The organism is Blastococcus capsensis (assembly GCF_030165005.1).
Classification (GTDB): domain Bacteria; phylum Actinomycetota; class Actinomycetes; order Mycobacteriales; family Geodermatophilaceae; genus Blastococcus; species Blastococcus capsensis.
This window is the reverse complement of record NZ_JASNNW010000009.1, coordinates 35,325-58,945: the sequence shown is the minus strand read 5'-3', so window position 1 is coordinate 58,945 and position 23,621 is coordinate 35,325. Positions and strand designations below refer to the sequence as shown.

The following is a 23,621-nucleotide window of genomic DNA, read 5'->3' as shown; positions in this document are numbered from 1 at the left end:
GGGGGCGGGCCGGGCTCCGGTCACCGGGTGCGCCGACAATGTTCCGATGACCATCCCGCGCACCGGCCTGCCGATGGTCACCGTCGTCGTCCCCACACGTGACCGGCCGCAGATGCTGGCCCGCGCGCTGACCACCATCCTCGCGCAGGACTACGGGGGCCCGATGGAGTGCGTGGTGGTCTTCGACCAGTCGGACCCGGCGCTCCCCCCGGATCTCGTCGTACCCGCCGGCCGCTCGCTCCGGGCCATCCGCAACGGACGCACGCCGGGGCTCCCGGGCGCCCGCAACTCCGGGATCCTCGGCAGCCGTGGCGAGCTGATCGCCTTCTGCGACGACGACGACGAGTGGCTGCCGTCGAAGCTCCGGTTCCAGGTGGCGGACCTGGTGGGCTCGCCGGCCCACTTGGTCGCCTCGACCGGGATCATCACCGTGATGCAGGGGCAGCCCCGGGAACGAACGCTGGGGCTGCGCGAGGTGCCGCACGAGATGTTCCTGAGGTCGCGGGTCATGGAGGTGCACTCCTCCACGCTGCTCATCCGCCGGACGGCGCTGCTGGACGTCGTCGGCTTGATCGACGAGGCCATCCCCGGCGGGTACGCCGAGGACCACGAATGGCTGCTCCGGGCCACCCGGCACGCTCCCGTCCTGGTGACCGAGGCGCCCCTGGTGAAGGTCCACATCGACCGGCACTCGTACTTCGCCGAGCAGTGGCAGCTGATCGCCGACGCCAGCCGGTACCTGCTCGAGCGACACGTGGACCTGGCCACGTCGCGCGAGGGGATGGCGCGGATCAACGGCCGCCTGGCGCTGGCCGAGGCGGCCCTCGGTCACCGGCGGGCCGGGCTGCGGTACGCGGTGCGCAGCCTCCGCCTCCAGTGGCGGCAGCACCGCGGGTACACCGCCGTCCTGATGGCACTGGGGCTGCTGACGCCGGAGAGCGCCCTGCGGCTGGCGAACCGGCTCAAGGCGGCGCTCTGGTGGTGGTCCCAGCGCGCGGCACCGCTCCTTCAGCGTGGTTCGGGCGGGCCGGCCTCTCGCGGCCGGTCGCCCGGGAGATAGTCAGTCGATTCCCGACGTGGGCGACCGGCCGGCCCTGGCTCACGAGCCGACGGATGAACTCGGCGCGGCCGCACACGGCCGGGCGGGCGTCAGAGCGGGACACGAGACCGCCGGGCTTCCAGGGGTGGCGTCAGCTCTCCGACGGAAGCCCCGGGTGCGGTTCAGGCCGACAGCGGCGGACGGCGGTCCGCCCACGGCGCCGCCTGCTCGAGCGCGGCGGCCACGCGGACGAGCACGTCCTCCCGACCGAAGGCCGCGACGAGCTGGACGCCGACGGGCAGGCCCTCGTCGGTCCAGTGCAGCGGCAGGCTGATCGCCGGCTGGCCGGTGACGTTGAACTGGGCTGTGTAGGGCATGAGGCTGTTGATCCGCCGCCCCTCCTCCCCGGTCCCCGCGGCGGTGAACCAGCCCAACTCGGGTGGCGGGGCGGTGATCGTGGGCGTCACCAGCAGGTCGAACCCCTGCCCGCCCAGCTCCCGCGGCGCCCACCAGCCCGCCATCCGGCGCGTCCAGGCGCCGAGCCACGTCCGCGCCCCGACGTAGTTCTCCGCGGACAGCTTCCGGCCGACGGCGCGGTACATGACGTTGCGGGGCTCGAGCTCCTCGTCCTCGACCGCTCGGCCCAATGCCCCGCGCTCGAGCGCGGAGAGGGTGAGGGCGATGTCGGCCGAGATGGTGGTGGTGAAGAACCGCGGGAACTGCGGGTCGAACATCGCGCCCGGCGTCCCCGCCTCGACGTCGCAGCCCAGCTCCGACAGCAGCCGCCCGGCCCGCTCCACCGCGGCCCGGCAGGCGGGGTCGTCCAGGTACTGCTCCCCCGGGTCGGCGTCCAGCAGGCCCACGCGCAGCCGGCCCACCGGTGCCCCCACCTCCTCGGCCAGCGCCCGGGGCAGCGGCGGGGCGACGTAGGGGTCACCGGGCATCCGCCCGCTGATCAGGTCGAGGACGGCGGCGGTGTCGCGCACCGAGCGGGTGACGACGCCGTCGGTCGTGGCGCCGGCCCAGCTCTCCCCGACGTCCGGGCCCTGGCTGATCCGGGCCCGCGTCGGTTTGAGCCCGACCAGCCCGCACTCGCTGGCGGGGATGCGGATCGATCCGCCGCCGTCGCTGGCGTGCGCGACGGGCACCAGGCCGGCGGCGACCGCGGCGGCCGAGCCACCGCTGGATCCCCCGGTGGAGCGGCTGGTGTCGTACGGGTTGCGGGCCGGTGGGTTCGCGGCCGGCTCCGTGGTGATCGTCGTACCGAACTCCGGCACGTTGGTGCGGCCGAGGACGACGAATCCCGCCGCCCGGAACCGCTGGGCGAGGTAGCTGTCACCCGGCCACCGGAACCCGGCGTCCCGCAGGAAGGAGGTGCCGTAGTTGGTCTCCTCGCCGGCGACGTGGCAGCCCAGATCCTTGAGCAGCAGGGGCACGCCGCGGAAGGGCCCGTCCGGGAGGTCGCCGCGGGCCTCCGCGCGGGCGGCGTCGAAGCGGTCACGGATCACTGCGTCCAACCGGGGGTTCACCCGCTCGATGCGCTCGATGGCGGCGTCGACCAGATCCGCGGGGGTGGCCTCCCCGCTCCGGACGAGGTCGGCCTGGGCGGTGGCGTCCAGCCAGGTGGTGTCGGTCACACCTGGACCGTAGCGGCGAGCCCGCGGGCCGTTTGCGCGGGTGGCCACGGTCGCCGGTTAGGCTGTTCGGGCACCTCGCGGGTGTAGCTCAATGGTAGAGCCCCAGCCTTCCAAGCTGGCCATGCCGGTTCGATCCCGGTCACCCGCTCCACCGCGGCGTCGCGGCGTCGCGGCGTCGCGGGCACCGTTCACAGGTGTCCCGCGACATCGTCTACGGTCCGACGAAGCCCTCGACGTCGTACAGCTACGGGCAATCAGCGGGTGGCCGCCACGATCGCCGCCATCGCCCGCTCGTCGCCCGCTGCGCGGGCGAGCGGTAGGGACGGCCACCCGCGCCAGCCGCCCACCCGCATCTGCGCCACCTTGGCGGCCAGCTCGGGAATCCGGGCGACGGCGTCCGCATACGCCTCGACGCGCTCCGGATGCCTCGCCGAGTACTCAGAAAGGACGTGGTAGAGCCAGCCGGCCGTCGTCGCGTCTCCCACATTGACGTTCCACACCGGAGTGTCCTCGCCGTCGACCCGGTACCAGCCGGTCACCCCTGCTGTGCTTCCGGCCCCCCAGACGAACCGGCCGCCGCGCTCCTTGACGTCGTTGATGAGCCGCCGGACGAGCGCCATCTCCTCGGCCGTGCGTGCCTCCGTCCCAGCGTCGAGCAGTGTCTGCTCCGTCCATGGCGCCCGCGTGCCCCGGTGCTGTTTGGCCTCCACGGCCGCCGCCGTGCGACCGACGACCCTCGGTACGTAGACGACCTGCCCCTCCGGGGCCGTGTACTGGGGCATCTCGATGCCGAGCACCTCGACGTCGCGCATCTGCTCGTTGAGGAACTCGATGATCCGGACCAGGCCCGGCGCGAGCCGGTCGGCCAGAAAGATGAGCCGGATCTTGCCGGCGCGCAGGTTGTCCTCGACCGTCGTCCAGAACTCCTCGACGTCCTCCACGCCCAGCTGCTCTTGGAGGTAGGTGCCGAGGTCCGTCGCTCCGGCCGTCTGCGCGACGGTGTCGCGCAGATCGTTCTGCCAGGTGGCCACGCCGTTGGCCGCGTAGTCGAGCATCTGCGCGACGACCTCGCGTCGAGCCCGGGTGTCCGACGCCCGCTTGACCTCGACGAGCACGGGCACGCCCGACTGGTCGAGGAACAAGTGGTCGAGGGACAGGCCGACGCTGTCCGCGGCCACCACCGGCATCTCGCGCCGGACGAGCAGCAATTTCGCGCTCTCCCCCGCAGTGCCCACGCCGGCGACGAGCTCGGGGAACTGCGCGAGCACCTGCTGGAGAACTGCCTCGCTGCTGTAGTCGGCCTTGCGGAGTGCGGTCAGCTGCTCGCCGACCGCGAGAAAGATGGCGTCGTCGGTCATACCGCCCATCACACCCGCCAGCCACATCGTGACGACGGCGCGACACGACAAAGCCAAGTCCTGACAGGCATTCAGTCGCCCGTGCCGCTTCGCTTGAAGGCCCACAGCGCGTGTCGCGGGTTCTTGCCATCGGAGTCCCGCGACCTCGTCTACGTTCGGGCGGTTGCGGTGCCGCCAGGACCCTCGGCCCTTGCGATAGATGAGAGCCTCGATCATGTGCCGGCGCGCACGGTGGGCTGCCACCTCAACGCTGACACGCGCCGCGCCGGCGTTCGCCGCTTCCTCGAGCTCGTCGCCGCGCACGGCGCAGACGTCGGCACGGTGCAGGACGACGGCACGGTGCTCGAGGGCTTCGTCGACCTTGTGTACCGAGTGGACGACGGGTCGCTGGTGATCGTGGACTACAAGACGGATGCCATTCCGGCGGAGGCAGTAGCCGCCCGCACGCAGCACTACGCGCCTCAGGTGGGCGCATACGTTCACGGCTTCACATCAGCGACAGGAAACGATGCTGCGCCGGTCCTCATCTTCCTCAACTCGGAGGCCGCCGTCGTAGCCACGTGACCCGAGCGACGTCATGTGATCATGGCTGATCGTCGCTGGATAACGTGCCGTCCGTGGCCTCCGGCCCGAAGACTTGCTCTTGTGCATTGATGGCGTCGCGAAGCTGACGGGCGCGGGTACGGAGGCAGTCGTTCATCGCGTCGTACAACCCGAGGATGGTGCCGAGCGTCCAAGCCTTCAATGTGGCCCGCTCGGCGGGGTCTGACAGGTCGGTGACGGCGCGGTACGCCGCGATGCGGCTGGCCCGCTTGTCGTCCAGCCGCTCCCAGCTCAGGGCCTGGCCGACCTTTTCCTCCCAGATTTGGGCGTTCCCGCGCAGCTCGTCGAAGAGCGCCTTGTTGACCGAAGCATCACCGGTGTCGATGTAGGCCTCGATGCGCAGCCGCCCATCCAGAGCGACGGAGAGAGACCAGTAGCCCCACGGGCCGGCGGCGAAGCTAATCCAGTTCTGGGTGCCGCGCGTTGGCATTCTGACGGCCGGACGCGCCGCGACGACGCTGGTCAGAACCTCGGCGTAGAAGTCTTGGCGAAGGGCATTCACCCCTCCGGCCTGCGCGCCAGAAGCCGCGCTTCCTCCGACTCCCTTGACGCCCTTCTGCCAGCCATTCGGCCGGGCGACCACCTCGAAGACCGGCGCGCGGGGCCCGGTCTCGCCGATCTGGACGACCGAGACCTCGACACCGAAGAAGTCCACACCGGTGTCGGTGCGCTCGTTGAGCCAGTCCAGCGTGCGTCGGTGATCGTCCCGGAATTGGGGTGCCACCCACACCACCGCGGCGGCCTCGAGTCCCGAGGCGTAGACGAGCAGCTGCCCGAGGTGGCCATGATCGGTCCGCTCGAGCTGGTTCTCCACGATGACGACGCGGCCATCCGGAGTCCGCGCCTCGATGTCGAGCCGGAACTCCCCCACCGGCACCTCGGTCACCACCGAGGTAAACGACAAGCCCAGCTCGTCCGCGAGAACGTCGAGGTTCTCAGCCAGCCAGGGTGTGAAATCGCCAGACTCGGAGGTCCACACATCACGGGCATTGGCCACCCGGCGCAGCCGCCCCAGGCCCTTGCTGTCGAGCTCCATACCTCGTTGTACCTCATGCCCATGGTGTGCCCTAGCAACGGCGATGGGTCAGCAGGCTCGGCATCCGGCGGGGCGGTGGCCAGTCACGACACCATCGCGAGCCGCGTCTGACGCCTGGGCCGACCGGCGGGCTGGGCTCAGACCGTGTCGACTGCCGCGACCGACCAGGAGGCCGGCACATGGCCCGGGGCGGCCGCGACCAGATCGGACAGATAGTGCTCTGTCTTCGTCCCGCCCAGGCGCGGCATGACCCAGGAGCCCTGCTCGTCACTGATGCCGAGGTCGAACCAGTAGCCGGTGCCGCGGCCCGGGAACTGGCGCTCGAAGGCGGCCTGGACGGACTCGCCCTCGAGGGGCTGAACGGCGTGCCAGCGCTTCGGCGCGGTCGCTCCCTGGATCGCAGTCCGCGGCAGGCCGCTACCGGACAGGCCGACGACCATCGTCTTGATGGCGGTCTGTTTGCTGAGCCCGGTCGAGGTCGTCCCGCCGACCGTGACGTCGTACTTGGTGTAGTCCCTGCCGTCCAGTGCAGCTGCCTTCTCAGTCTCCTTGCGACGCTGCTGAATCTGAAAATCCACGGCCTCGGGGAGTGGGATGATTTGCTGGACGTCGATTAACTTTTCCGCCCCCAGCTGGTAGGGCACCAGCCGGACGCACGCGATGTCGAGCGCGTACTGCTGCGTCAGCCAGAGCACGGTGCTGGTGATCTCCGTGCTGAAGTCGGCCGAGGCGAGGATGATCCGCACCCGGTCGGCCAGTTGGCGGTCCTCGTCCGGCTCGCCACCGGTCCACCGCTCCAGGGTCTCTCGGGCCACGTCGGCGTCCACGTCATGCTGCTCGGCATAGACGGCGACCAACTGGTCCCAGGTCATCGTGGAGACCATCGCGGCGTAGCGCAGCGCCTGCAGGTCCATGTGACCGCCATCGGCGGTTCTCTTCAACTCGATGACGACCAGCTGTCCGGTCGTGTCCATCGCCAGAAGGTCGATGCGGCGTTGCGAGCCGTGAAATGCGCCGTACTCCTCCGCGACGAACAGGAGGTCGTCACCGAGGACATCAAGCCTTTGTCGGAGAAGGCGCTGGAGGTCCTGCCGCTCCTTCATCTCGGCCATCGCGAAGGTCGTCTTCATGACCGGTTCGAGCGCTTCGCCGGCGACACGGAACAGCACCATGCCTCGATCGTGCCGTACCGCGCCGTCCCGATCGCGCCGTATCCCGCCCGGGGCTCCGCACGGTACGGCGGGCCTGTGGTGGAGGCGGACCGAGGTCCAACTTGTGCTCGTCGAAGAGGAGCCGTGCCGTGTCACGCGCACTGGGCCAGTGGTCACCCCCGCCACCGCGCCGCCGCTTCGACAACTTCTGCGCAGCAGACGCATTGCTCCCGTCGACGCGCTCGCGACTGTCGCCGGTGCCTCTACAGGCTTCGTGGAGGACGTGGTGGCCGACGCCCTGAGCGGCCCCACTACGGGACACCCGAGCGCGGGTCTGTCCCGGATGTCACCGGGCTCCCGGTGCAGGCTCAGGCCAGCCTCGCGGGAGGGTGGCATGTATAACGCCTGAAGTCCGACCGAGGCGGACTTCGGAGCACTTCTACCTCGTCGGCGAGGTTGAGTGGCTCCCAACTCCACAGGGCGGTCGCAGGGTCAGCCTTCCTCGTAGCCGTCGGCGTACTCGCGGAGGACGGCGAGGACTTCGAAACCGAGGGCCGTGACGCGAAGGACCGTCAAGCCACCGAAGCCCGTTGCGTTCTCCACGAGACCGCGAGTGTGGTCCCCCGAAATCGTGGAGGGGTTCCTATGCCGCTTCTCGGGGGAACCACACGGTCCTGGATGCCGGCGATGGTGACGATCACCGCCAGCAGCAGTCCGTTGGTGTCCACGGCGATGTGTCGCTTGCGGCCGTTGATCTTTTTGCCGGCGTCGTAGCCGCGCGAGGAGCCTGCGACGGTGTCCGCCGCGCGCACAGATTGGGAGTCGATGATCGCCGCGCTCGGCTGTGGCCGGCGCCCCAGGCGTACCCGTAGCTGGTCACGCAGCGCGTCGTGGACACGAGCCCAGGCTCCGCTGCGCACCCAGCGGGTGAAGGCGTCCCAGACCGTGGAACGGGGTGGGAACTCGCGGGGCAGTTCACGCCAGGTGACCCCGCCTCTGACCAGGTAGAAGATGGCGTCCACGAGCAGGCGGCGGTCGTGCTTCTCCGAGCGACCACCGCGCCCGGCGGCGTTGCCCGGCGGCGGCAGCAGCGGCTCGATGAGCGCCCACTGGGCGTCGGTGGTCGCCGAGGACGGATACACCTGGCAGCGCGGAAGCCCCGATCGCCGGTCGCTACCGGTGATGCTGTTGGCCGGGCAGGACGCACACGTGCAAGTCGGGGAAGATGACACCAGGACTCCTGGTAGGTGGTGGCGTAGACACCTACCGCCCTACCAGGAGTCCGCCTGCCTGCCCGCGCGGACACGCCCAATTCCCGGACACGCTCTGAGACATGCAGAGGCCCTCGGGTCCGTGGCCAGGCATTGCACCGGGACTCCTCACTGAGACACCTGCTCGGCGGCCAAGGGACATGGTGTAGGCCGGTGCTGGTGCCACATGCGGTCCTAAGGCACGTGCAAGGCACGGCATCCGCCTGACTTGGCATTAACCAGCAATTATGGTGCTCGGAGTCCCAAGTCTTCCAAGCTGGCCATGCCGGTTCGATCCCGGTCACCCGCTCCACGCAGGATCACAGGCCACCTTCGTGTCAGACCTTCTGGAGAAGGTCTGGGGGACCTCCGGAAGGCCCGTTGCAGCCACGGGACCCCTGTTCTCCGCTCCATCGGTCAGGGACCGGTCACGCGGTGAGTTCCAGGCCGTGCCCCGGACGGCGATCCGCCAGGCCGTCGCCTCCACAGGGTGCCGCCGGCCGCCCGCGTCTCGACTCCGGCGTCATGCCGGTCGACGACCCGCCCGCGCCGCAGGAAGCCTAACGGCCACGACAGCGACGTCGTCCTCGTTGGCGTCCGGGACCATCTTGCTCAAGACCGCATCGCAGAGCCCCTCGAGGTCGTCATGGGCATGTTCCTCGACGGTGGAGAGCAGCCTGTCCAGCCCGTCGTCGAGGGACTGCCCGCGGCGCTCGACCAGGCCGTCGGTGTAGAGCAGCAGGGTGGAGCCGGCGGGCAGCGTGGTCTGTTCCGTGCGGCGTGGTGCGGTGGGGTCGATGCCCAGCAGCAGATCCGCCTTGCCCGTGCTGGGTCCGAGGAGGCGGGTGCGACCCTCTGCGTCGAGCAGCACCGGCGGCGGGTGCCCGGCGTTCGACCAGCGCAGACTGACGCCGTCCGGGCCGTGGTCACCGCTGTGCGGTGTGAGCTGGGCGAGGACAGCGGTGGCGATCGTGGCCAGCTGCAGTCCGTCGATGGCTTCGTCGACCGAGGTCAGCACCTGACCTGGTTCCGCTGCCGTGGTGAAGCTGATTCCCCGCACGAGTGCTCGCAGTTGCCCCATCGCCGCGGCGGCGCGGGTGTCGTGGCCGACCACATCGCCGATGACCAGCAGGAGGTCTCCGCTCCGCTGGCAGAAGGCGTCGTACCAGTCCCCGCCGACCTGCGCCTCCTGCGCCGCAGCGACGTAGCGCACGGCGATGTCGGCGAACGAAGGCGCTGGTGGAGCCGTGAGCAGGCTCTGCTGGAGCTCGGTCGCGACGTGCCGTTGGCCGGCGTAGAGCCGGGCGTTGTCCAGTGCGATACCGGCGCGCCGCCCGATCTCGGCAGCGAGGGCCTGATCCGTCTCGCCGAAGCCGCCACTGCCCGAGGCGTTCGCCAGCAGCAGTGATCCCAGGACGCCGACCCGTCCGGGGATGGGAACGGCGAGCGCGCTGCACATGCCGAGCTGCTGCACCAGTGATCGCAGCTCGGCGTCGGGGATCTGCGTGATCAGCTCCTCGGCGTCCACCGAGGGAAGCAGCACGCTGTGACCGCCAGCTGCCTGCCGGCTGGGTTCGGTGAAACAGCCCCGCCCCCTCTTGAGCTGCTCGGCCTCCCGGGTCACGACCGCCAGGCGGGGGTCGCGGTGCTTCATGGCGATGTCGTAGAGCTGGTTGTGCTCCAGGCGGACCTGGATGCTGACCCAGTCCGCGAGCGCCGGCACCAGGGCATCGGCCAGCCGGGACAGCGACTCGGAGAGATCCAAGGACTCCATGAGCGCCTCGGAGACCCGCCCGAGCAACTCCACATGACCCGCGAACCGGTCGCGTTCCCGCTCGGCCTCGATGAGGCGCTGGGAGAAGTCCCGCTCGTGGAGGAGGGACTGCTGCGCCTCGCGCTCCAGTTCGGCGAGGGCGATGCGTTCGAAGGCGAGGTCGAGCAGGGTGGCCAGCGACCGCACCCGGTGGAGTTCGTCCTGCCCGAAGAAGGGTGTGTAAGGGCTGACCCACAGGGACAACCGGCCGGACCGGAGGCCGAAGTCGATGCGCTGCGGCGAGACGGTGGCCTCAGCCTCGTCGAACCTGAGGCCGCCGCCCGGCGCCGTGGGAAGACGTACGTCGCCGTAGGTGGCGAGCACGCCCTGCTCCTCGTCGGTCAGGGCGGCGCCGCGGGCGCCCACCACCCGTACCAGGTGGGGCAGGAGGGCCTCGCTGATCTCGTCGCGGCTGGTGGCCGCCACCAGGCTCTCCACGGCTCGGTCGAGGTGGGCCTGATCGGGTCTGCGCCAGGACGCCAGCAGGAATCGAGGCGGTGTCAGCCCCGCCCAGAACAACCCGGCGCTGGCCAGGGTGAAGCCCTGCACGGCCAGGCTGGGCCACTCGCTGGCGAGGCTCCGGGTCGACCCTGCGATGAGGATGGCGAAGCTGAGGCCGACCGATGCGTACGCGAGCAGCCGCATGCGGCGGCGCACCACGCTCGCCTGGCCCTGGCCCGACCACCAGAGTCTCGCTGCTGCCAGCAGCGACAGCGTCATCCACACGACGAGGACCGCCCCGATGTACCACCTGAAGGACGTCGGTACGGGCTGGCCTGCCTGGGGAAGCGGGGGCAGTGCCAAGGTGGCGGTGGCGAGCAGGAGCGTCGCTCCCGCGGCCAGCCTGTGCACCGGCTTCGATCCCCCGGTGAAGGCGGCCGCGAACCGGTACAGGAAGTACGGGAAGATCACCAGCGCGGCGATCCGCACCTTCCGGGCCCACTCCACGGCCTCCCCGCCCACGTCGGGCAGGAGTAGTCCCGAGGCGTTCGACCCCACGAGCAGCGCGAAACTGATCGCCGCCCACTTCGCCGGCTCCGCACGCCGGCGGCGCCACAGCACGATCGCCGCTGCGGCCAGGCCGAAGAACAGGATCGACCTCAGGGCGCGCAGCAGATCGACGAGGGCCTCCATGTCCTCCTCCGCCGCCTTCCCCCGCGTTGCCTGCACGCCTTCGAGGCGGCCTGCTGAGAATCCACCGACGGCGTGCGCAATCGGTGATCACATCGACCGCCCCGACAGCCCGCCGAGCCGCCGCTTCCTCCGCCGATACACCAGTTACCGCCGATTGCCGTGGGCTTCGGCGGATGGCGCTTGACGTGAAGGATGCCATGGCGATGTCGCGGCTGTGACCATGCACGACGACACGTGAACCAGCGCTCGATCGAGCGGCGGACTCCCACGCCTCGACGCCCCTTCCCTCCCGGGCAGTGGGCGGGCGGGCCTATGGTCCGCGGCATGCGACGACGTGTGATCGTGATCGGTGGGGACGCCGCGGGCGGTAGCGCCGCGGCACAGGCCAAGAAGCGGCAGCCCGACCTGGACGTGGTCATGTTCGAGCGCGGCCGGGCGACCTCGTACTCGGCCTGCGGCATCCCCTACTGGATCAGCGGCGTGGTGGGCAGCGAGGCCGCGCTGATCGCCCGCACGCCCGAGCAGCACCGCGCCATGGGCGTCGACGTGCGGATTCGCACCGAGGTGACCGGCATCGACCTGGACCGGCGGGAGGTCAGCTGGCGGGACCTCGACGCCGGTGACGAAGGCCGCGAACCGTTCGACGAGCTGGTCTACGCAACCGGGAGCGTGCCCATGCGCCCGCCGGTGCCAGGCATCGACGCCGCCGGCGTCCACGGGGTGCAGATCCTCGACGACGGCGTGGCGCTGCGCGCCGAACTCGACAGCGGCCGGGTGCGCGACGTCGTCGTGGTGGGCGGTGGCTACATCGGCCTGGAGATCGCCGAGGCCTGCCGGGTCCGCGGTCTGGGCGTCACGGTGGTGGACCGCTCCCCCACCCCGGTCGGCACCTTCGATCCCGACGTCGGCGAATTCATCGCGGACGCGGTGCGCGGTGAGGGCATCGAGCTGCTGCTCTCCGAGGAGGTCGTGGCCATCGACGCCGGCTCTGACGGCCGGGCCCGGGCGGTGGTGACCGCCGGCGGCCGGGAGCTGCGTGCCGATCTCGTCGTCCTCGGCCTCGGGGTGCGGCCGAACGTCCGACTCGCGCAGGAGTCCGGGATCCCGCTCGGGATCTCCGGCGGGATCGCGGTGGACGCCCGCATGCAGACCCAGGTCGAGGGCGTGTGGGCGGCCGGGGACTGCGTGGAATCCCGCCACCGCCTCTCCGGGCAGCGGCTGGTGGTGGCCCTCGGCACGCACGCCAACAAGCAGGGCCGGGTGGCGGGGATCAACATCGGCGGCGGTTACGCCACCTTCCCCGGCGTCATCGGCACCGCGATCACCAAGATCTGCGACCTGGAAGTCGCGCGGACCGGGCTGTCCAGCGAGGAGGCGGGCGACGCCGGCTACTCCTTCGTCACGGCCTCGGTCGACTCCTCCACCAAGGCCGGCTACTTCCCCGGCTCCGGGCCCATCCGGGTCAAGATGATCGCCGAGCGGCGCAGCGGCCGACTGCTCGGCGCGCAGGTCGTCGGACGGGAGGCCGCCGCCAAGCGCATCGACGCCCTGGCCATCTGCATCTGGAACGAGATGACCGTCGACCAGATCCTGTCCCTGGATCTGGCCTATGCGCCGCCGTTCGCCCCGGTGTGGGACCCGGTCCTGATCGCGGCCCGCAAGGCCTTCGAGGCGGTGGAGGTCGACGTCCGGAACCTGTGAACGGCTCGTCGGAGCTCAGCGCATGACCAGGCCGCCGTCGACGAAGAGGCAGGCGCCGGTCACGAAGGCGGCCCAGTCACTGGCGAAGAAGAGCACCGCCCCGGCTACGTCTTCCGGGGTGGCCAGCCGACGCAGTGGCGTGGCCTCCTCCAGGGCATCCCGCTGCTCGTCCGTCGCCGCGCGGCTGGAGTCCGTGGGGTGCACCAGCCCGGGTGCGACGCAGTTGACCGTGATCCCGAAGGGCCCGAGCTCGGCGGCCAGGTTCCGGGAGAAGCCGAGCAGGGCGGCCTTGGCCGTCGTGTAGTCGTGGTAGGGCACGCTGGGCCGCTCGACGAGGTCGGTGACCATGGTGACGATCCGGCCACCGCCGCGGGCCTGCATGCCGGGGAGCGCCGCGCGGCAGACGTTCACCGCCCCTCCGAGGCTGCCCGCCAGCTGGTGCTGGTAGTCCTCCCACGTCGTCTCCCACGCCGTCCGGCGGGCCAGCGGGTCGAAGGTGTAGCTGCGCAGCGCGTTGTTGACCACGATGTCCGCGGGTCCGAAGCGGTCCTCGACCTCGGCGAGCATCCGCTGGACGGCAGCGGGGTCGGTGACGTCGGCGCGGAAGGCACGGGCCCGCCCTCCGGAGCCCTCGATGTCGGCGACGACGCGCTCGGCGGACGCCGCATCGCGCAGGTAGTTCACGACGACGGCAGCCCCGTGGGCGCCCAGCGCACGGGCGACGGCGGCGCCGATGCCGCGACTGGCGCCGGTGACCAGCGCCACACGTCCGGCCAGGAGGTCGCTGCGTCCCAGGCCGCCCGCGTACCCGCCGGCCCCGGGGACGGCGCTCACCGCGGCCCCCCGTCCGACGAGCCCGAAGGCCGGGTCCACTCGGGGTCGTACCGCTCCACGTCGGCCTCGGCCGCGCCCTCGATGTCGGTCCACCGCACGAGAGAGGCCAGGCTGCCCAGGCCGTCGTGGTGCCACCCCGCCGCCGGCTGCGGCATCTGCCCCACCGCGCAGATGCGGTCCGCGCCGCAGCGGCCGAGCAGCGAGGCCCAGGCGTCGAGGCGCTCCGGGGCGCACGCGATCCCGGCTGTCTGCAGGTAGCGGCGCAGTGGGAGCAGGTGGGGCACGACGTCCTCGATGCCGTCGACCGGGTGCACCCGCACCACCCGGTTGAGGGGAGAGGGCTCGAACCGCTCGGGGCGCTCTTCGAACAGCACCGTCCAGGCGTTCCCGTGCCGGCTGCTGAAGACCTCCACCCCCTGGTCCTCGTCGTAGGAGCGGAACTCGTACCGCGCACGCACCCCGGCGATGGCGGCGCTCTCCTCGAACCGGAGACCGGCCCGGGGCCTGGACCGCTCGTAGCGCTCCATCTCCGCGGCCAGGGCCGCGGAGAACGCCCGCGGATCCACCGCTCCCCCGCGCTCGACGAACACCGCGTGCGGGGACAGGCAGCCCTGCTGGTCGTACTGGGACACGTCCCGGGCCACCCGGCGGGCCGTGTCGGCGAACCGGGTCAGCGCCAACGCCTCGTGCCCGACCACGGCGAAGCTCACCTTGTGGCCGTAGGGGACGAACGGCATGCCGACGGGCACGCGCTGGGCCAGGCTCTCCGTCGCGCGCAAGCCCGCGGTCGCCATCACCGCGTCCGAGCGGGCGAAGGCGGTCTGCTCGACGTCCTCCTGCCCGCCGGGCCAGTGCAGGACGGCCAGGCACCGGGCCAGGCCCGGGTCCTCCTCGGCGATCGTGTGGGCGAACAGGACGGGGAACAGCGGCTCGGCGCCGGCGGATTTGCCCAGGGTCGCCGACTTCACCAGGAAGGCGCAGACCAGGTTCCAGGCCGGCAGCCCGGGCACGTTGCCCGCGAAGAACTGGGTCGTCAGGCGCGGGCCGTAGGCGCGGGAGCGGCCGCCGGCCCGGTTCGGGTGGAACCCGTCGAGCACCAGCGGGTTGTCGAAGTCCTGAGCGAGGAACCGCAGCAGCCGGTCCCGGCGGAAGGTCCTCAGGTGTTCCTTCAGCCCGCGGCGCACCATCTCGGGGGCGTAGCCGGTGATCCCGGGCAGCAGCTCCTCGGCTCGGCGCCGCTGCGGGCAGGACGGGTCGTACCACCGGGCCACCGCCCTGCCCAGGACTTCGAGCACCTCCATCACCGGGCGCTCGGCGAGCTCGTCGGCCTGGGCCTGCAGGAGGCGATCGCACAACTGCTCGACCAGCTCCGGCGTCACGACCGGGAACCGCAGCGGCACCGTGCCCACCGGCCTCGTCGTCCACTCCAGGACGGCCAGCTCCGCGGCGTCGAGCTGGGGCAGGAAGAAGGCATCCACCGCATCGGACGCCGGGAGCCGGGTCACCGCCGGCGTCCCTCGTTGGCCGCCAGCAGCTCGTCCAGGGCGATGGAGCAACCGCGCGCCTCGCTGCCCTGCGCCCGCCCCAGGAGCACGAACTCGTTGCTGCCGCGTGTGCCTGTGGCGGGATCAGGTGCGAGGTGCCCGACGTCCTCGGCCAGCACGGCGAGGCAGGAGCCGCGGTTGGCCAGGTCGTAGTGGACCAGCAGACCGCGCTCCCCCTCGGGCACCGGCCCGCCGGTGCCCGGGTCGACCACGAGCAGGCGGGCCCACGGTGGCACGGCCTTGACCCGGGGACCGCGGTCCTGCCCGAGCCAGGCGCGCCGCAGGCTGGTGTCGTAGTACTGGGTGCTGATCTCGGTCATCCCGTAGTAGTTGACGCACCAGTCCTCGGGGATGCCGAGCCGGGTCCCGAACGCGGCGCGCAGGGCTTCGGCGGAGATCTCCCGGGACCGGCCCTTGAACCCGCCGGTGTCCAGCAGCCGGCTCCCGTCGGGGAGGGTGAAGGAGGCGCCGGTGGCCTCCAGCGCGTCGAGCAGGTGGACGTAGGCGAACGACGTGCCGAGCAACCCGACCGCCACCCCGTCCCGCTCCGCCTCTGCCAGGGCGGCGGTGAGTGCGTCGACGTCCAGGCCCTCCTCGTCGACGAAGGAGCCGCTGCCGGGCGCGCCGAAGGACTCGACCAGCTGCCCGAGGAAGTAGGCGAGGGAGGAGTGCGGCTGCTGTGCGGACGGGGGGTTGAGGACCAGCAGCCGGAGCTGCTCCCGGTCGGGCAGGAACCAGTGCCGGAAGCTCGCCCGGAGCGAGGCGTCGTACAGCCGCAGGTGTGGATGATGGTTACGCCCGCGCCGGCCCGGGTCCGTGCTCCCGCTGGTCATGAAGACGGCGGCTGCGCGCTCCGGCGGGTCGCAGGACAGGGTGAGCTCCTTGAAGGCGCTCAGCGGCACGGGCGGGATCTGCTGCCACCGCGCGATCCGCCCCGGCTCCGCCCCGCGGGCCCGGCAGAAGCGCCGGTAGGGAGTGTTGCGCTCGTACTGGTCGGCGAACAGCTCCAGCGCCAGGCGGTCGAACTTCGCCTCCTCGTCGTCGCCCGGGCCGGCGTCGTCCCACCGCTGCGCCGCCCGCTCGATCCAGGTCAGCAGCCGGGCGTCCAGAGCGGGCAGCTCCGGCTCGGAGCCGATCATCGCGTTCCCGTGGTGTCCAGCGACAGCACCCGGTCCGACAGGTCCCGCAGGTCGGTGCTGCGCCGGCCCAGGAGGCTGACGAGGACCGTGACCGCGGTGGACGCCGCGAGCGCCGCAGCGAAGGGAGGCAGCGACAGGCCACCGGCGAACGTGGCCAGCGCCAGGGCGGCGCTCAGCGACCCACCGGCCACCAGGCCGTAGGCGAGCGCGCCGACCAGGCCCGCCACGGCTCCGGAGATCGCGGCGGTGGGGGTCGCCCGGCGCCACAGCCCCAGGAAGGCCGGCGCGATGGTCGCCGCGCACAGCAGGTCGGCGATCAGGAACAGCCGCAGCACCGAGAAGCCCTGGAAGGCCACCAGCGTCGGCAGCACGGTGAGCAGCACCACCAGCACGCGCGCTCCGCGGAGCCCCATCCGCGGCGCCTCGATGACCACGGCAGCGGCCAACCCGTTCTGCAGGGTGTCGACGGTGGAGGTGACGAGGGCCAGGGTGAACAGCAGGACGACGACGAGCACCCACTGCGACGAGCCGGCCAGCAGCGCGAAGAACGGTGCGGGCGGAGTGCCCAGGTCGACCGCTGCGGCGGCGGCGAGCAGCCCCACCAGGCCCGCCGGTAGCACCACCAGGAACCGCATCGCGGCGCCGATCACCGCACCGCGGGTCAGGGCCCGCTGGTCGCGGGCTGACCACACGCGCTGCCAGTAGCCGTTGTGGAACAGGCTCGTGGCCAGCACCGCCACTACCAGCGTCGCGGCGCCTTCCAGGCCGGCCAGGTCGATCTGCAGCAGCCGCCCGGCGTCCTGCGGACCGGTGTCCGGGAGCGCCCGGACGAGCACGATCCCCACCACGGCCAACAGCAGCAGGAGCAGCCAGCCCTGCCACCCGTCGGTGCGGATGGAGGCGCGCAGCCCGCCGTAGGCGGTGTAGACGGTGGTGACCACGGCGATGGCCGCGACGCCGACCCGCGGGTCGAGATCGCTCAGTCGACCCAGCACCGCCGCGGTGGCCGTCAGCTCGGCGGCCAGGGCCACCAGCATGTAGACCAGCGAGATCCCCAGCACGTACAGGTGCATCCCGCGTCCGAAGCGCAGCCGCACGAATTCCACGAGGTTGTGCCCGGCCGGCACGAGAGCACGCAGCCGCCGGCCGACCAGTGCCAGTGCCGCCAGCGGCAGGGTGATAGCCACCGCGTAGCCGAGCACGCCGGCCAGGCCGACCTGGGCGCCCACCTCCGGGGGCGCGAACAGCACCCACGCGCCCACGCCCGAGGCGAAGAACGACAGGCCGAGTGCTCCACCGCCCTGCGTGCCCCGGGCGACGGCGAACTCCTCCAGGTCGCGATCGCGGCCGACCGCGAGACCGACCGCGGCGAACAGCAGGAGCACGGCAGCCACGGCAGCCACTGTCAGGGGGATGCCTACCACGCCGAGTCCCTTCGCCGGCATTACCCGGTCAGGTTCATGCGGTCGGCGGCGCCTTGTGCCGCCCTCTCAGCCCGGTGCGCCCGAGCTCCCGCTCTTCACCGCGGACTGTACCGGCGCGCCCGTGAACTCTGTCTCGCCGTTCCCACCGCAAGTCCCCCGGCACGGCCGCCCTGACCCGTGCTGGCGTGCATGCCCTCCGAGGCGCTGCTGCGCCCGGTTCACCCATTGGCCGCCGCGCGACGGGTCCCGGGCACGCAGTGCCGTCATTCCCGACCATCAGCAAGATCTGGTTGCGTCTGCTCGAGGCATCCGGCCTGTGAGCTGTCGCGTGCCGATGTCCGCTGCCGGGGAGGGATGCCCGGTTGAACGGTCGAGGAGGGACATGGCGTCCTCCTGGCCGGTCGCGCATGCCGCACCGCTCAACCGGGCTGCTCCACCTCCAGGTCCACCCGGTCGTCGACGAAGCACAGCAGCCCCCGCACCGCCTCGGCGTCGTGGAACGGCTCGGGGTAGGTCCAGATCAGGTCCTTCTCCAGCCGCTCGCCCAACCGCAGCGACCAGTAGTGGGCGATGCCCTTGTACGGACACCGGGTGGTGGTGTAGCTGGGCTCGAGGAGATCGGTGCGCACGTCCTCGCGCGGCAGGTAGTAGCGCACCGGCAGCCCGCTCTCGAGGAGCATCCGCGGCCGGGTCGACCGGGCGACCACGGTGCCGTCGATGCTCACCCGCACCTGGCGGGAACTCCTGAGCACGTCGATGCGGGTGTAGGGATCGCGGGGGTGGACGAAGACCTCCTCGTCCTCCTCGAACACCCCGTCCACGGAGTCCCAGTCGAAAGCCACCAGCCCGGCCACCTCGGCCGCCGACGAGGGTGGCCGCTGGAACGAATAGGCCGCATCGACCGCCCGCCGGTCCCCGGCCTGCACGCTCCAGTACGTCCCCTCCCCCATCGCCGGGTCGGACCTGCGGCGTTCGCTGGGCTCGAACAGGTCGGTGCGCACGTGCTCGCGGGGGAACAGATACGTGGGCGTTCGGCCCGGCGGGTGCAGCAAGCGGACGTCCGTGCTGTCCGCGACCGTCTCCCCGCCGAGAACGACCCGCACGCGCCGCGGCGACCGTTCCAGGTACATGACGTGCTCGGGCGGCCGCGGATCGAAGTTGAACGATCCCGCGGGCGCCGCACCGAACGGCCCGCTGCCCTTGGTCAGACTCATGCATCGGCGGCTACCCGAGCCGCTCCAGCCGACACCTCGTCGCCCGCCTGCACGGCGGCACCCTTCTGATCGCCACCGGTTCCGGCGGCTACCTCCTCCGCAGCACGAGCAGCCGAGCCGTCAGGGCCCCGGCTTGCAGGCCAGGGACAGTGCGTAGTCACCGCTCCGGTCGGTCCACCAGCGCACCAGCTCCAGTCCCGCGGCGGTGAGCTCGGCCTCGACCACGGGACGACGGAACTTCGCGCTGATCTCGGTCCGCAGCTCCTCGCCCTCCGCGAAAGGCACCTCGAGGTCCAGCACGCGTACCACCTGGGCGCGGACCGACCGCAGCCGCATCTCGATCCACTCCTGCTCGGCGTTCCACACCGCAACGTGCTCGAACGCCTCTGGATCGACCTGCGCATCCAGCTCACGAGCGAGCACCCGCAGCACGTTGCGGTTGAACTCTGCGGTGACCCCCGCTGAGTCGTCGTAGGCGCGCACGAGGCGGCCGGGGTCCTTGACCAGGTCGGTGCCGAGCAGCAGCGCATCACCCGGGGCCATGCCGGTCGAGAGGGTGCGCAGGAAGTCTGCGCGCTCGGCGGGGAGCAGGTTGCCGATGGTGCCGCCGAGGAAGGCGAACAGCCGGCTGCCCCCGGTCGGCAGCAGGGGTAGGTGGTGCTCGAAGTCCCCGACGAGGGCGTGCACCACCAGCTCGGGATACTCCTCGAGGACGGCCGCACCCGCCTGCCTCAGCACCGACTCGTCGACGTCGAAGGGCACGAAGCGGCACAGACTGCCGGCCTCGCGCAGGGCGTCCAGCAGCAGCCGGGTCTTCTCCGACGTCCCGCTGCCGAGCTCGACGAGGGTGTCGGCGCGGGTGAGGGACGCGATCTCGTGCGCGTGCTCGACCAGCAGGGCGCGTTCGGTCCGGGTCGGGTAGTACTCCGGCAGCCGGGTGATCGCATCGAACAACTGCGAGCCCCTGGCGTCGTAGAACCACTTCGGCGGAAGGGTCTTGGGGGACGCGGTGAGCCCGGCGCGGACGTCGTCCTCCAGGGCCCGTCGCATGGCGGTGGGGTGCAGGTGCCGCTCCAGCTGCAGCGCGGCAGTGCTCGAGACCGGGGTCCCCGGGTCGGGCGGGCAGGCGGTCGTCACAGGCGTCCTCGGGTCAGGCGGGTGGGGAAGGCAGGTGCGGGATCAGGACCTGGCGAGCCGGAGACCCGAGAAGGCCCACCGGGCGGAGGCCGGGAAGAAGTTGCGGTACGTCAGCCGCTCATGCCCGGCAGGCGTGGCACAGCTCGCCCCCCGGAGCACGTGCTGGTCGGACATGAACTTGCCGTTGTACTCACCGATCGCGCCCTCGACCGGCACGAACCCCGGGTAGGGCAGATAGGCGCTGGAGGTCCACTCCCACACGTCCCCGATCATGTGCTGCCCCGCCGGGCCCGGGTGCAGCCGCTGCGGATCGAGCAGCTGGCCGCGCAGGTGGGCCACCGGCCGGGCGGCGGTCTCCCACTCGAACTCGGTGGGCAGACGGGCGCCGGCCCAGCGGGCGTAGGCGTCCGCCTCGTAGAAGGAGACGTGGCACACCGGCTCCCCGGGCACCAGCGGCCGCTGTCCGGCCAGCGTCCACGTCGTCCACTCCCCGTCCTGCTGGCTCCAGTACTCCGGGGCCCGCCAGCCGGTGCGGCCGATCGCCTGCCAGCCGTCGGAGAGCCAGAACTCCGGCCGTTCGTAGCCGTCGTCGGCCATGAACGCCAGCCAGTCCTCGTTCGTCACGGCCCGTTCGGCGATCTCGAACGGTTCCAGCCACACCCGGTGCGCCGGCCCCTCGTTGTCGTAGGCGAAGCCGGTGCCGCCGTGGCCCACCTCCACGAGCCCGCCCTCGACCGCGCGCCAGGTCAGGGCCGGCGACGGGGTAGCGGGGTCCGCGGGGCGGGCGGCGTAGACCTGCCCGAACGGCTGGCCGCCCAGCAGGTGCTTGGCGTCCATGACGAGCAGCTCCTGGTGCTGCTGCTCGTGGTTGAGCCCCAGCACCACCACCGCGGCCTGCTCCTCGTCCAGCCCGTTCGACACCAGGTCGGCCAGCGCGGCGTCGACGTGGGCCCGGTACCGGCCGATCTCGGCGGCGCCCGGCCGGGTGATCAGCCCTCGATGCGGGCGCGGGTGCCGCGGCCCGACGGCCTCGTAGTAGGAGTTGAACAGGTACCCGAACGACGGGTCGTAGGGCGCGCGGCCGGCGGGGCCGAGCAGGAATTCCTCGAAGAACCAGGACGTGTGCGCCCGGTGCCACTTGGTCGGACTGGCATCCGGCATCGACTGCACCGTCTGGTCCTCCGCAGACAGCGGCGCGGCCAAGGCCTCGGTCAGCGACCGGACGGCGAGGATCCGGGCGCGCAGATCAGAGACGGGAGGGGCAGTCAGGGTCATCGGGCCTCCAGGCCGTCGAAGGGATGTCGCCGGCAGGGCACAGGCGCGATCGTCGATGGCGCCCTGTACCCCGGCCGGCGGAGGATCATTCCTGGTGCTGGGTCGGGCGCCCTGGCCCGACATCCGCATCGGGCCCCCGCCCATGACCGTAGGTGGCGCCGGTGACGTGCTCAGCTTCGCTGGAGGCGAGGAGCACCGCGAGGCGTCCGACCTCCTCCGGCAGCGCGGGCCGCTTGCGCGGGATGCTCTGCACCTGCTCCTCCCGGAAGTCCGGGTCGTCGATCGCCTTCTGGTTCACCGGGGGCAGCACCATGCCCGGGGCGATGTCGTTCACCGTCACACCCATGTCGGAGACCTCCAGCACCAGGGCCGCTCGGTCGGTGCCACCGGGGCGTGCGACCCGGTCGTGGACGGGGAGCGGCCCGGAACCGCGGATCACGACGGATGCGGCCTCCCGGGCACCGGTCCGGGACGGGCCGCCGGCACCAGGTGCGCTGCCACCCCGGCGAGTGCGAGGTCGAGTGCCGCTTCCAGCGGACGCACCGAGCGAGTGGCCTGAGCGAGCAGCAGCCCGCCCTGCAACGCGGCGAGCAGACCCGCGGCCAGCGCGTCCGGATCGGCATCGAGCTCACCGCGTCGGTGCATCCGGCCCAGGCCGTCGGCCAGTCGTCGCTGCCAGGTGGCGAATCCGTCGACGAGCTCGACCGGCGCACCTCGCTCGCTGTCCGCGAGCTCGGCGACCAGCCGGCCGATGGGGCATCCACCGACGGCACCGGCCTGCCGCTGCATCGCCACCACGCGGTCGCGCCACCGCCGTAGAGCGATCATCGAATCGATGCCGTCGAGCTCCGGCTGCTGGGCCTGCAGGACCTGCTGCACCTGCCGCTGGATGACCGCGCCGACCAGTGCCGACTTGTCGGCGAAGTAGTGGTACAGCTGGGACTTGCTGGTGCCGGTCGCGGCTCGGACCTCGTCGAGGCTGGTCCCTGCCACGCCGTACTGGTGCATCAGCGCCGCGGCCGCCGTGACGATCCGCTCCCGGGTGGCCCTTCCCCGCGCGGTCGACGGCGCCTCGGAGATCAAGGGCGGGCCCTCGTGCATGTGGATCATGCTAGTGGGAATTGGACCCACCAGTCCACTGTTCGGGCTGGCAGTGGACCGTCCAGTCCAACCGCTGATGACCGCGACCGACCGATTCCCGGGAGAGAACCACCTCGTGAGCCCGACCCTCTTCACCCCGTACACCCTCGCCCGCACCGAGCTGGGCAGCCGCCTCGTCATGGCCCCGATGACCCGCAACCGGGCCGGCGCCGACGGCGTCCCCACCGACTCGATGGTCACCTACTACGCCCAGCGCGCCGGTGCGGGGCTGATCGTCACCGAAGGCACCCAGCCCATCGCGGCCGGCCAGGGCTATCCGAACACCCCCGGCATCCACACCGCCGAGCAGGCCACGGCCTGGCGCCGGGTGACCGACGCCGTGCACGCCGACGGCGGCCGCATCTTCCTGCAGCTGATGCACGCCGGGCGGATCTCCCACCCGTCGCTGCAGCCCGGTGGCGGCCTGCCGGTCGCGCCGTCCGCCGTCCGCCCCGCCGGGCAGGTCTTCACCCCCGAGGGCCTGCAGGACTTCGTCGAGCCGCGCGCGCTGGAGACCGGGGAGGTCGAGCAGACCGTCCGCGACTTCGCCGCGGCTGCCCGGCTCGCGGTCGAGGAGGCCGGGTTCGACGGCGTAGAGGTGCACGGCGCCAACGGCTACCTGCCCCACCAGTTCCTCGCCGAGGGCACCAACCAGCGCACCGACCGCTACGGCGGCTCCGCGGAGAACCGCGCCCGCTTCCTGATCGAGGCCACGACCGCGGTCGCCGAGGCCGTCGGCGCGGAGCGGGTCGGCGTCCGGGTGTCCCCGGCCAACAGCTTCAACGACATCGTCGAGCACGAGACCGAGGACGTCTACGCCGCCGTCGTGGCCGGGCTGGAGCCGCTGGGCCTGGCCTACCTGCACGTCGTCGAAGGGCCGCCGTCGGTCACCGAGAAGATCCGCAGCAACTGGTCCCAGACGCTGATCGTCAACCCGGCGTTCAGCCTGGAGACGACGACGGGGAACCTCGAGGCCCTCCTCGCCGACGGGCGGGCCGACCTCGTCGCGGTCGGCCGCGCCTTCATCGCCAACCCCGATCTGGTCCGCCGCCTCGAGCGGGGGGCGGAACTGAACGCGGCCGATCAGTCGAGCTTCTACGGCGGCACCGACGCCGGATACATCGACTACCCCACGCTGGAGCAGGTCGCCTGATCCGCCCGTCCCCGCGGATCACCGTCCGCGGGGACGGCC

Annotated in this window: 19 protein-coding genes and 1 tRNA gene; 5 read left to right on the top strand and 15 right to left on the bottom strand. The window is 71.8% G+C overall.

Annotated elements, in window-relative coordinates:
• Positions 1–46: 46 nt before the first annotated feature.
• Positions 47–1,060, top strand: a complete 1,014-nt coding sequence (locus QOZ86_RS09575) for a glycosyltransferase family 2 protein (protein WP_284491736.1) — start codon at positions 47–49, stop codon at positions 1,058–1,060.
• A gap of 161 nt (positions 1,061–1,221) precedes the next feature.
• Here the strand turns inward: QOZ86_RS09575 and QOZ86_RS09570 are convergent, their stop codons facing one another.
• Positions 1,222–2,676 carry an amidase gene (locus QOZ86_RS09570; RefSeq protein WP_284491735.1) on the bottom strand — a complete coding sequence of 485 codons (1,455 nt, stop codon included), beginning with the start codon at positions 2,674–2,676 and terminating at the stop codon, positions 1,222–1,224.
• Between the two features lie 77 nt (positions 2,677–2,753).
• Here QOZ86_RS09570 and QOZ86_RS09565 point away from each other — a divergent pair.
• Positions 2,754–2,827 (top strand) — tRNA-Gly (locus QOZ86_RS09565).
• A gap of 103 nt (positions 2,828–2,930) precedes the next feature.
• On the opposite strand, the gene QOZ86_RS09560 is transcribed toward QOZ86_RS09565, so the two are convergent.
• Positions 2,931–4,034: a PDDEXK family nuclease gene (locus tag QOZ86_RS09560; protein WP_284491734.1), complete on the bottom strand. Its 1,104-nt coding sequence runs from the start codon at positions 4,032–4,034 to the stop codon at positions 2,931–2,933.
• Between the two features lie 81 nt (positions 4,035–4,115).
• Here QOZ86_RS09560 and QOZ86_RS09555 point away from each other — a divergent pair, with 81 nt between their 5' ends.
• The gene (locus QOZ86_RS09555; protein ID WP_284491733.1) at positions 4,116–4,598 is read left to right on the top strand and encodes a PD-(D/E)XK nuclease family protein; all 483 of its coding nucleotides are present in this window, start codon (positions 4,116–4,118) and stop codon (positions 4,596–4,598) included.
• Positions 4,599–4,617: 19 nt separating this feature from the next.
• Here QOZ86_RS09555 and QOZ86_RS09550 read toward each other — a convergent pair whose 3' ends face one another.
• The 4 genes from QOZ86_RS09550 to QOZ86_RS09535 form a co-directional block, all read right to left on the bottom strand.
• Positions 4,618–5,673, bottom strand: a complete 1,056-nt coding sequence (locus QOZ86_RS09550; RefSeq protein ID WP_284491732.1) for a DUF4268 domain-containing protein — start codon at positions 5,671–5,673, stop codon at positions 4,618–4,620.
• A gap of 137 nt (positions 5,674–5,810) precedes the next feature.
• A complete protein-coding gene (locus QOZ86_RS09545) occupies positions 5,811–6,845 on the bottom strand; it encodes a PDDEXK family nuclease (protein ID WP_284491731.1) in 1,035 nt (344 codons plus the stop codon).
• A gap of 551 nt (positions 6,846–7,396) precedes the next feature.
• Positions 7,397–7,966 (bottom strand): IS5 family transposase, encoded by a 570-nt coding sequence (locus QOZ86_RS09540; protein ID WP_284491730.1) that lies wholly within the window; start codon positions 7,964–7,966, stop codon positions 7,397–7,399.
• A 631-nt stretch (positions 7,967–8,597) separates the two neighbouring features.
• Positions 8,598–11,021 (bottom strand): PP2C family protein-serine/threonine phosphatase, encoded by a 2,424-nt coding sequence (locus tag QOZ86_RS09535; RefSeq protein WP_284491729.1) that lies wholly within the window; start codon positions 11,019–11,021, stop codon positions 8,598–8,600.
• A 324-nt stretch (positions 11,022–11,345) separates the two neighbouring features.
• On the opposite strand from QOZ86_RS09535, the gene QOZ86_RS09530 reads away from it, so the two are divergent.
• Positions 11,346–12,722 carry an FAD-dependent oxidoreductase gene (locus QOZ86_RS09530; RefSeq protein WP_284491728.1) on the top strand — a complete coding sequence of 459 codons (1,377 nt, stop codon included), beginning with the start codon at positions 11,346–11,348 and terminating at the stop codon, positions 12,720–12,722.
• Between the two features lie 15 nt (positions 12,723–12,737).
• On the opposite strand, the gene QOZ86_RS09525 is transcribed toward QOZ86_RS09530, so the two are convergent.
• The 9 genes from QOZ86_RS09525 to QOZ86_RS09485 all read right to left on the bottom strand — a co-directional run bounded on the left by QOZ86_RS09525 (position 12,738) and on the right by QOZ86_RS09485 (position 22,390).
• On the bottom strand, positions 12,738–13,556 hold the full coding sequence (locus tag QOZ86_RS09525; protein ID WP_284491727.1) for a 3-oxoacyl-ACP reductase: 819 nt from the start codon (positions 13,554–13,556) through the stop codon (positions 12,738–12,740).
• Entirely contained in the window at positions 13,553–15,061 is a 1,509-nt protein-coding gene (locus QOZ86_RS09520) for an acyl-CoA reductase (RefSeq protein ID WP_284491726.1), read from the bottom strand. Before QOZ86_RS09520 ends, QOZ86_RS09525 begins: the two co-directional genes overlap by 4 nt.
• Entirely contained in the window at positions 15,058–16,239 is a 1,182-nt protein-coding gene (locus QOZ86_RS09515) for a LuxE/PaaK family acyltransferase (protein ID WP_284491725.1), read from the bottom strand. The genes QOZ86_RS09520 and QOZ86_RS09515 overlap by 4 nt, the downstream gene beginning before the upstream one ends.
• Complete coding sequence (locus QOZ86_RS09510) at positions 16,236–17,633, bottom strand: sodium:solute symporter family transporter (protein WP_284491724.1); 1,398 nt, start codon at positions 17,631–17,633, stop codon at positions 16,236–16,238. The genes QOZ86_RS09515 and QOZ86_RS09510 overlap by 4 nt, the downstream gene beginning before the upstream one ends.
• A 449-nt stretch (positions 17,634–18,082) precedes the next feature.
• The gene (locus QOZ86_RS09505; protein ID WP_284491723.1) at positions 18,083–18,877 is read right to left on the bottom strand and encodes a DUF427 domain-containing protein; all 795 of its coding nucleotides are present in this window, start codon (positions 18,875–18,877) and stop codon (positions 18,083–18,085) included.
• A gap of 120 nt (positions 18,878–18,997) precedes the next feature.
• Positions 18,998–20,014 (bottom strand): L-histidine N(alpha)-methyltransferase, encoded by a 1,017-nt coding sequence (gene egtD, locus QOZ86_RS09500; protein ID WP_284491722.1) that lies wholly within the window; start codon positions 20,012–20,014, stop codon positions 18,998–19,000.
• Positions 20,015–20,056: 42 nt separating this feature from the next.
• Positions 20,057–21,289 (bottom strand): ergothioneine biosynthesis protein EgtB, encoded by a 1,233-nt coding sequence (gene egtB, locus QOZ86_RS09495; RefSeq protein WP_284491721.1) that lies wholly within the window; start codon positions 21,287–21,289, stop codon positions 20,057–20,059.
• An 85-nt stretch (positions 21,290–21,374) separates the two neighbouring features.
• Entirely contained in the window at positions 21,375–21,728 is a 354-nt protein-coding gene (locus tag QOZ86_RS09490) for an SDR family oxidoreductase (RefSeq protein ID WP_284491720.1), read from the bottom strand.
• Positions 21,725–22,390, bottom strand: coding sequence for a TetR/AcrR family transcriptional regulator (locus tag QOZ86_RS09485; RefSeq protein ID WP_284491719.1), 666 nt, complete (start codon positions 22,388–22,390; stop codon positions 21,725–21,727). Before QOZ86_RS09485 ends, QOZ86_RS09490 begins: the two co-directional genes overlap by 4 nt.
• A 115-nt stretch (positions 22,391–22,505) precedes the next feature.
• Here QOZ86_RS09485 and QOZ86_RS09480 point away from each other — a divergent pair, with 115 nt between their 5' ends.
• Positions 22,506–23,582, top strand: a complete 1,077-nt coding sequence (locus QOZ86_RS09480; RefSeq protein ID WP_284491718.1) for an alkene reductase — start codon at positions 22,506–22,508, stop codon at positions 23,580–23,582.
• Positions 23,583–23,621: the final 39 nt, after the last annotated feature.

Excerpts from the sequence above, each read along its gene's own strand:
- QOZ86_RS09575 (WP_284491736.1), top strand. The coding sequence starts at position 47 with ATGACCATCCCGCGCACCGGCCTGCCGATGGTCACCGTCGTCGTCCCC.
- QOZ86_RS09560 (WP_284491734.1), bottom strand. The coding sequence starts at position 4,034 with ATGACCGACGACGCCATCTTTCTCGCGGTCGGCGAGCAGCTGACCGCA.
- QOZ86_RS09550 (WP_284491732.1), bottom strand. The coding sequence starts at position 5,673 with ATGGAGCTCGACAGCAAGGGCCTGGGGCGGCTGCGCCGGGTGGCCAAT.
- QOZ86_RS09545 (WP_284491731.1), bottom strand. The coding sequence starts at position 6,845 with ATGGTGCTGTTCCGTGTCGCCGGCGAAGCGCTCGAACCGGTCATGAAG.
- QOZ86_RS09535 (WP_284491729.1), bottom strand. The coding sequence starts at position 11,021 with ATGGAGGCCCTCGTCGATCTGCTGCGCGCCCTGAGGTCGATCCTGTTC.
- QOZ86_RS09530 (WP_284491728.1), top strand. The coding sequence starts at position 11,346 with ATGCGACGACGTGTGATCGTGATCGGTGGGGACGCCGCGGGCGGTAGC.
- QOZ86_RS09515 (WP_284491725.1), bottom strand. The coding sequence starts at position 16,239 with ATGATCGGCTCCGAGCCGGAGCTGCCCGCTCTGGACGCCCGGCTGCTG.
- QOZ86_RS09505 (WP_284491723.1), bottom strand. The coding sequence starts at position 18,877 with ATGAGTCTGACCAAGGGCAGCGGGCCGTTCGGTGCGGCGCCCGCGGGA.
- egtB (WP_284491721.1), bottom strand. The coding sequence starts at position 21,289 with ATGACCCTGACTGCCCCTCCCGTCTCTGATCTGCGCGCCCGGATCCTC.
- QOZ86_RS09485 (WP_284491719.1), bottom strand. The coding sequence starts at position 22,390 with ATGCACGAGGGCCCGCCCTTGATCTCCGAGGCGCCGTCGACCGCGCGG.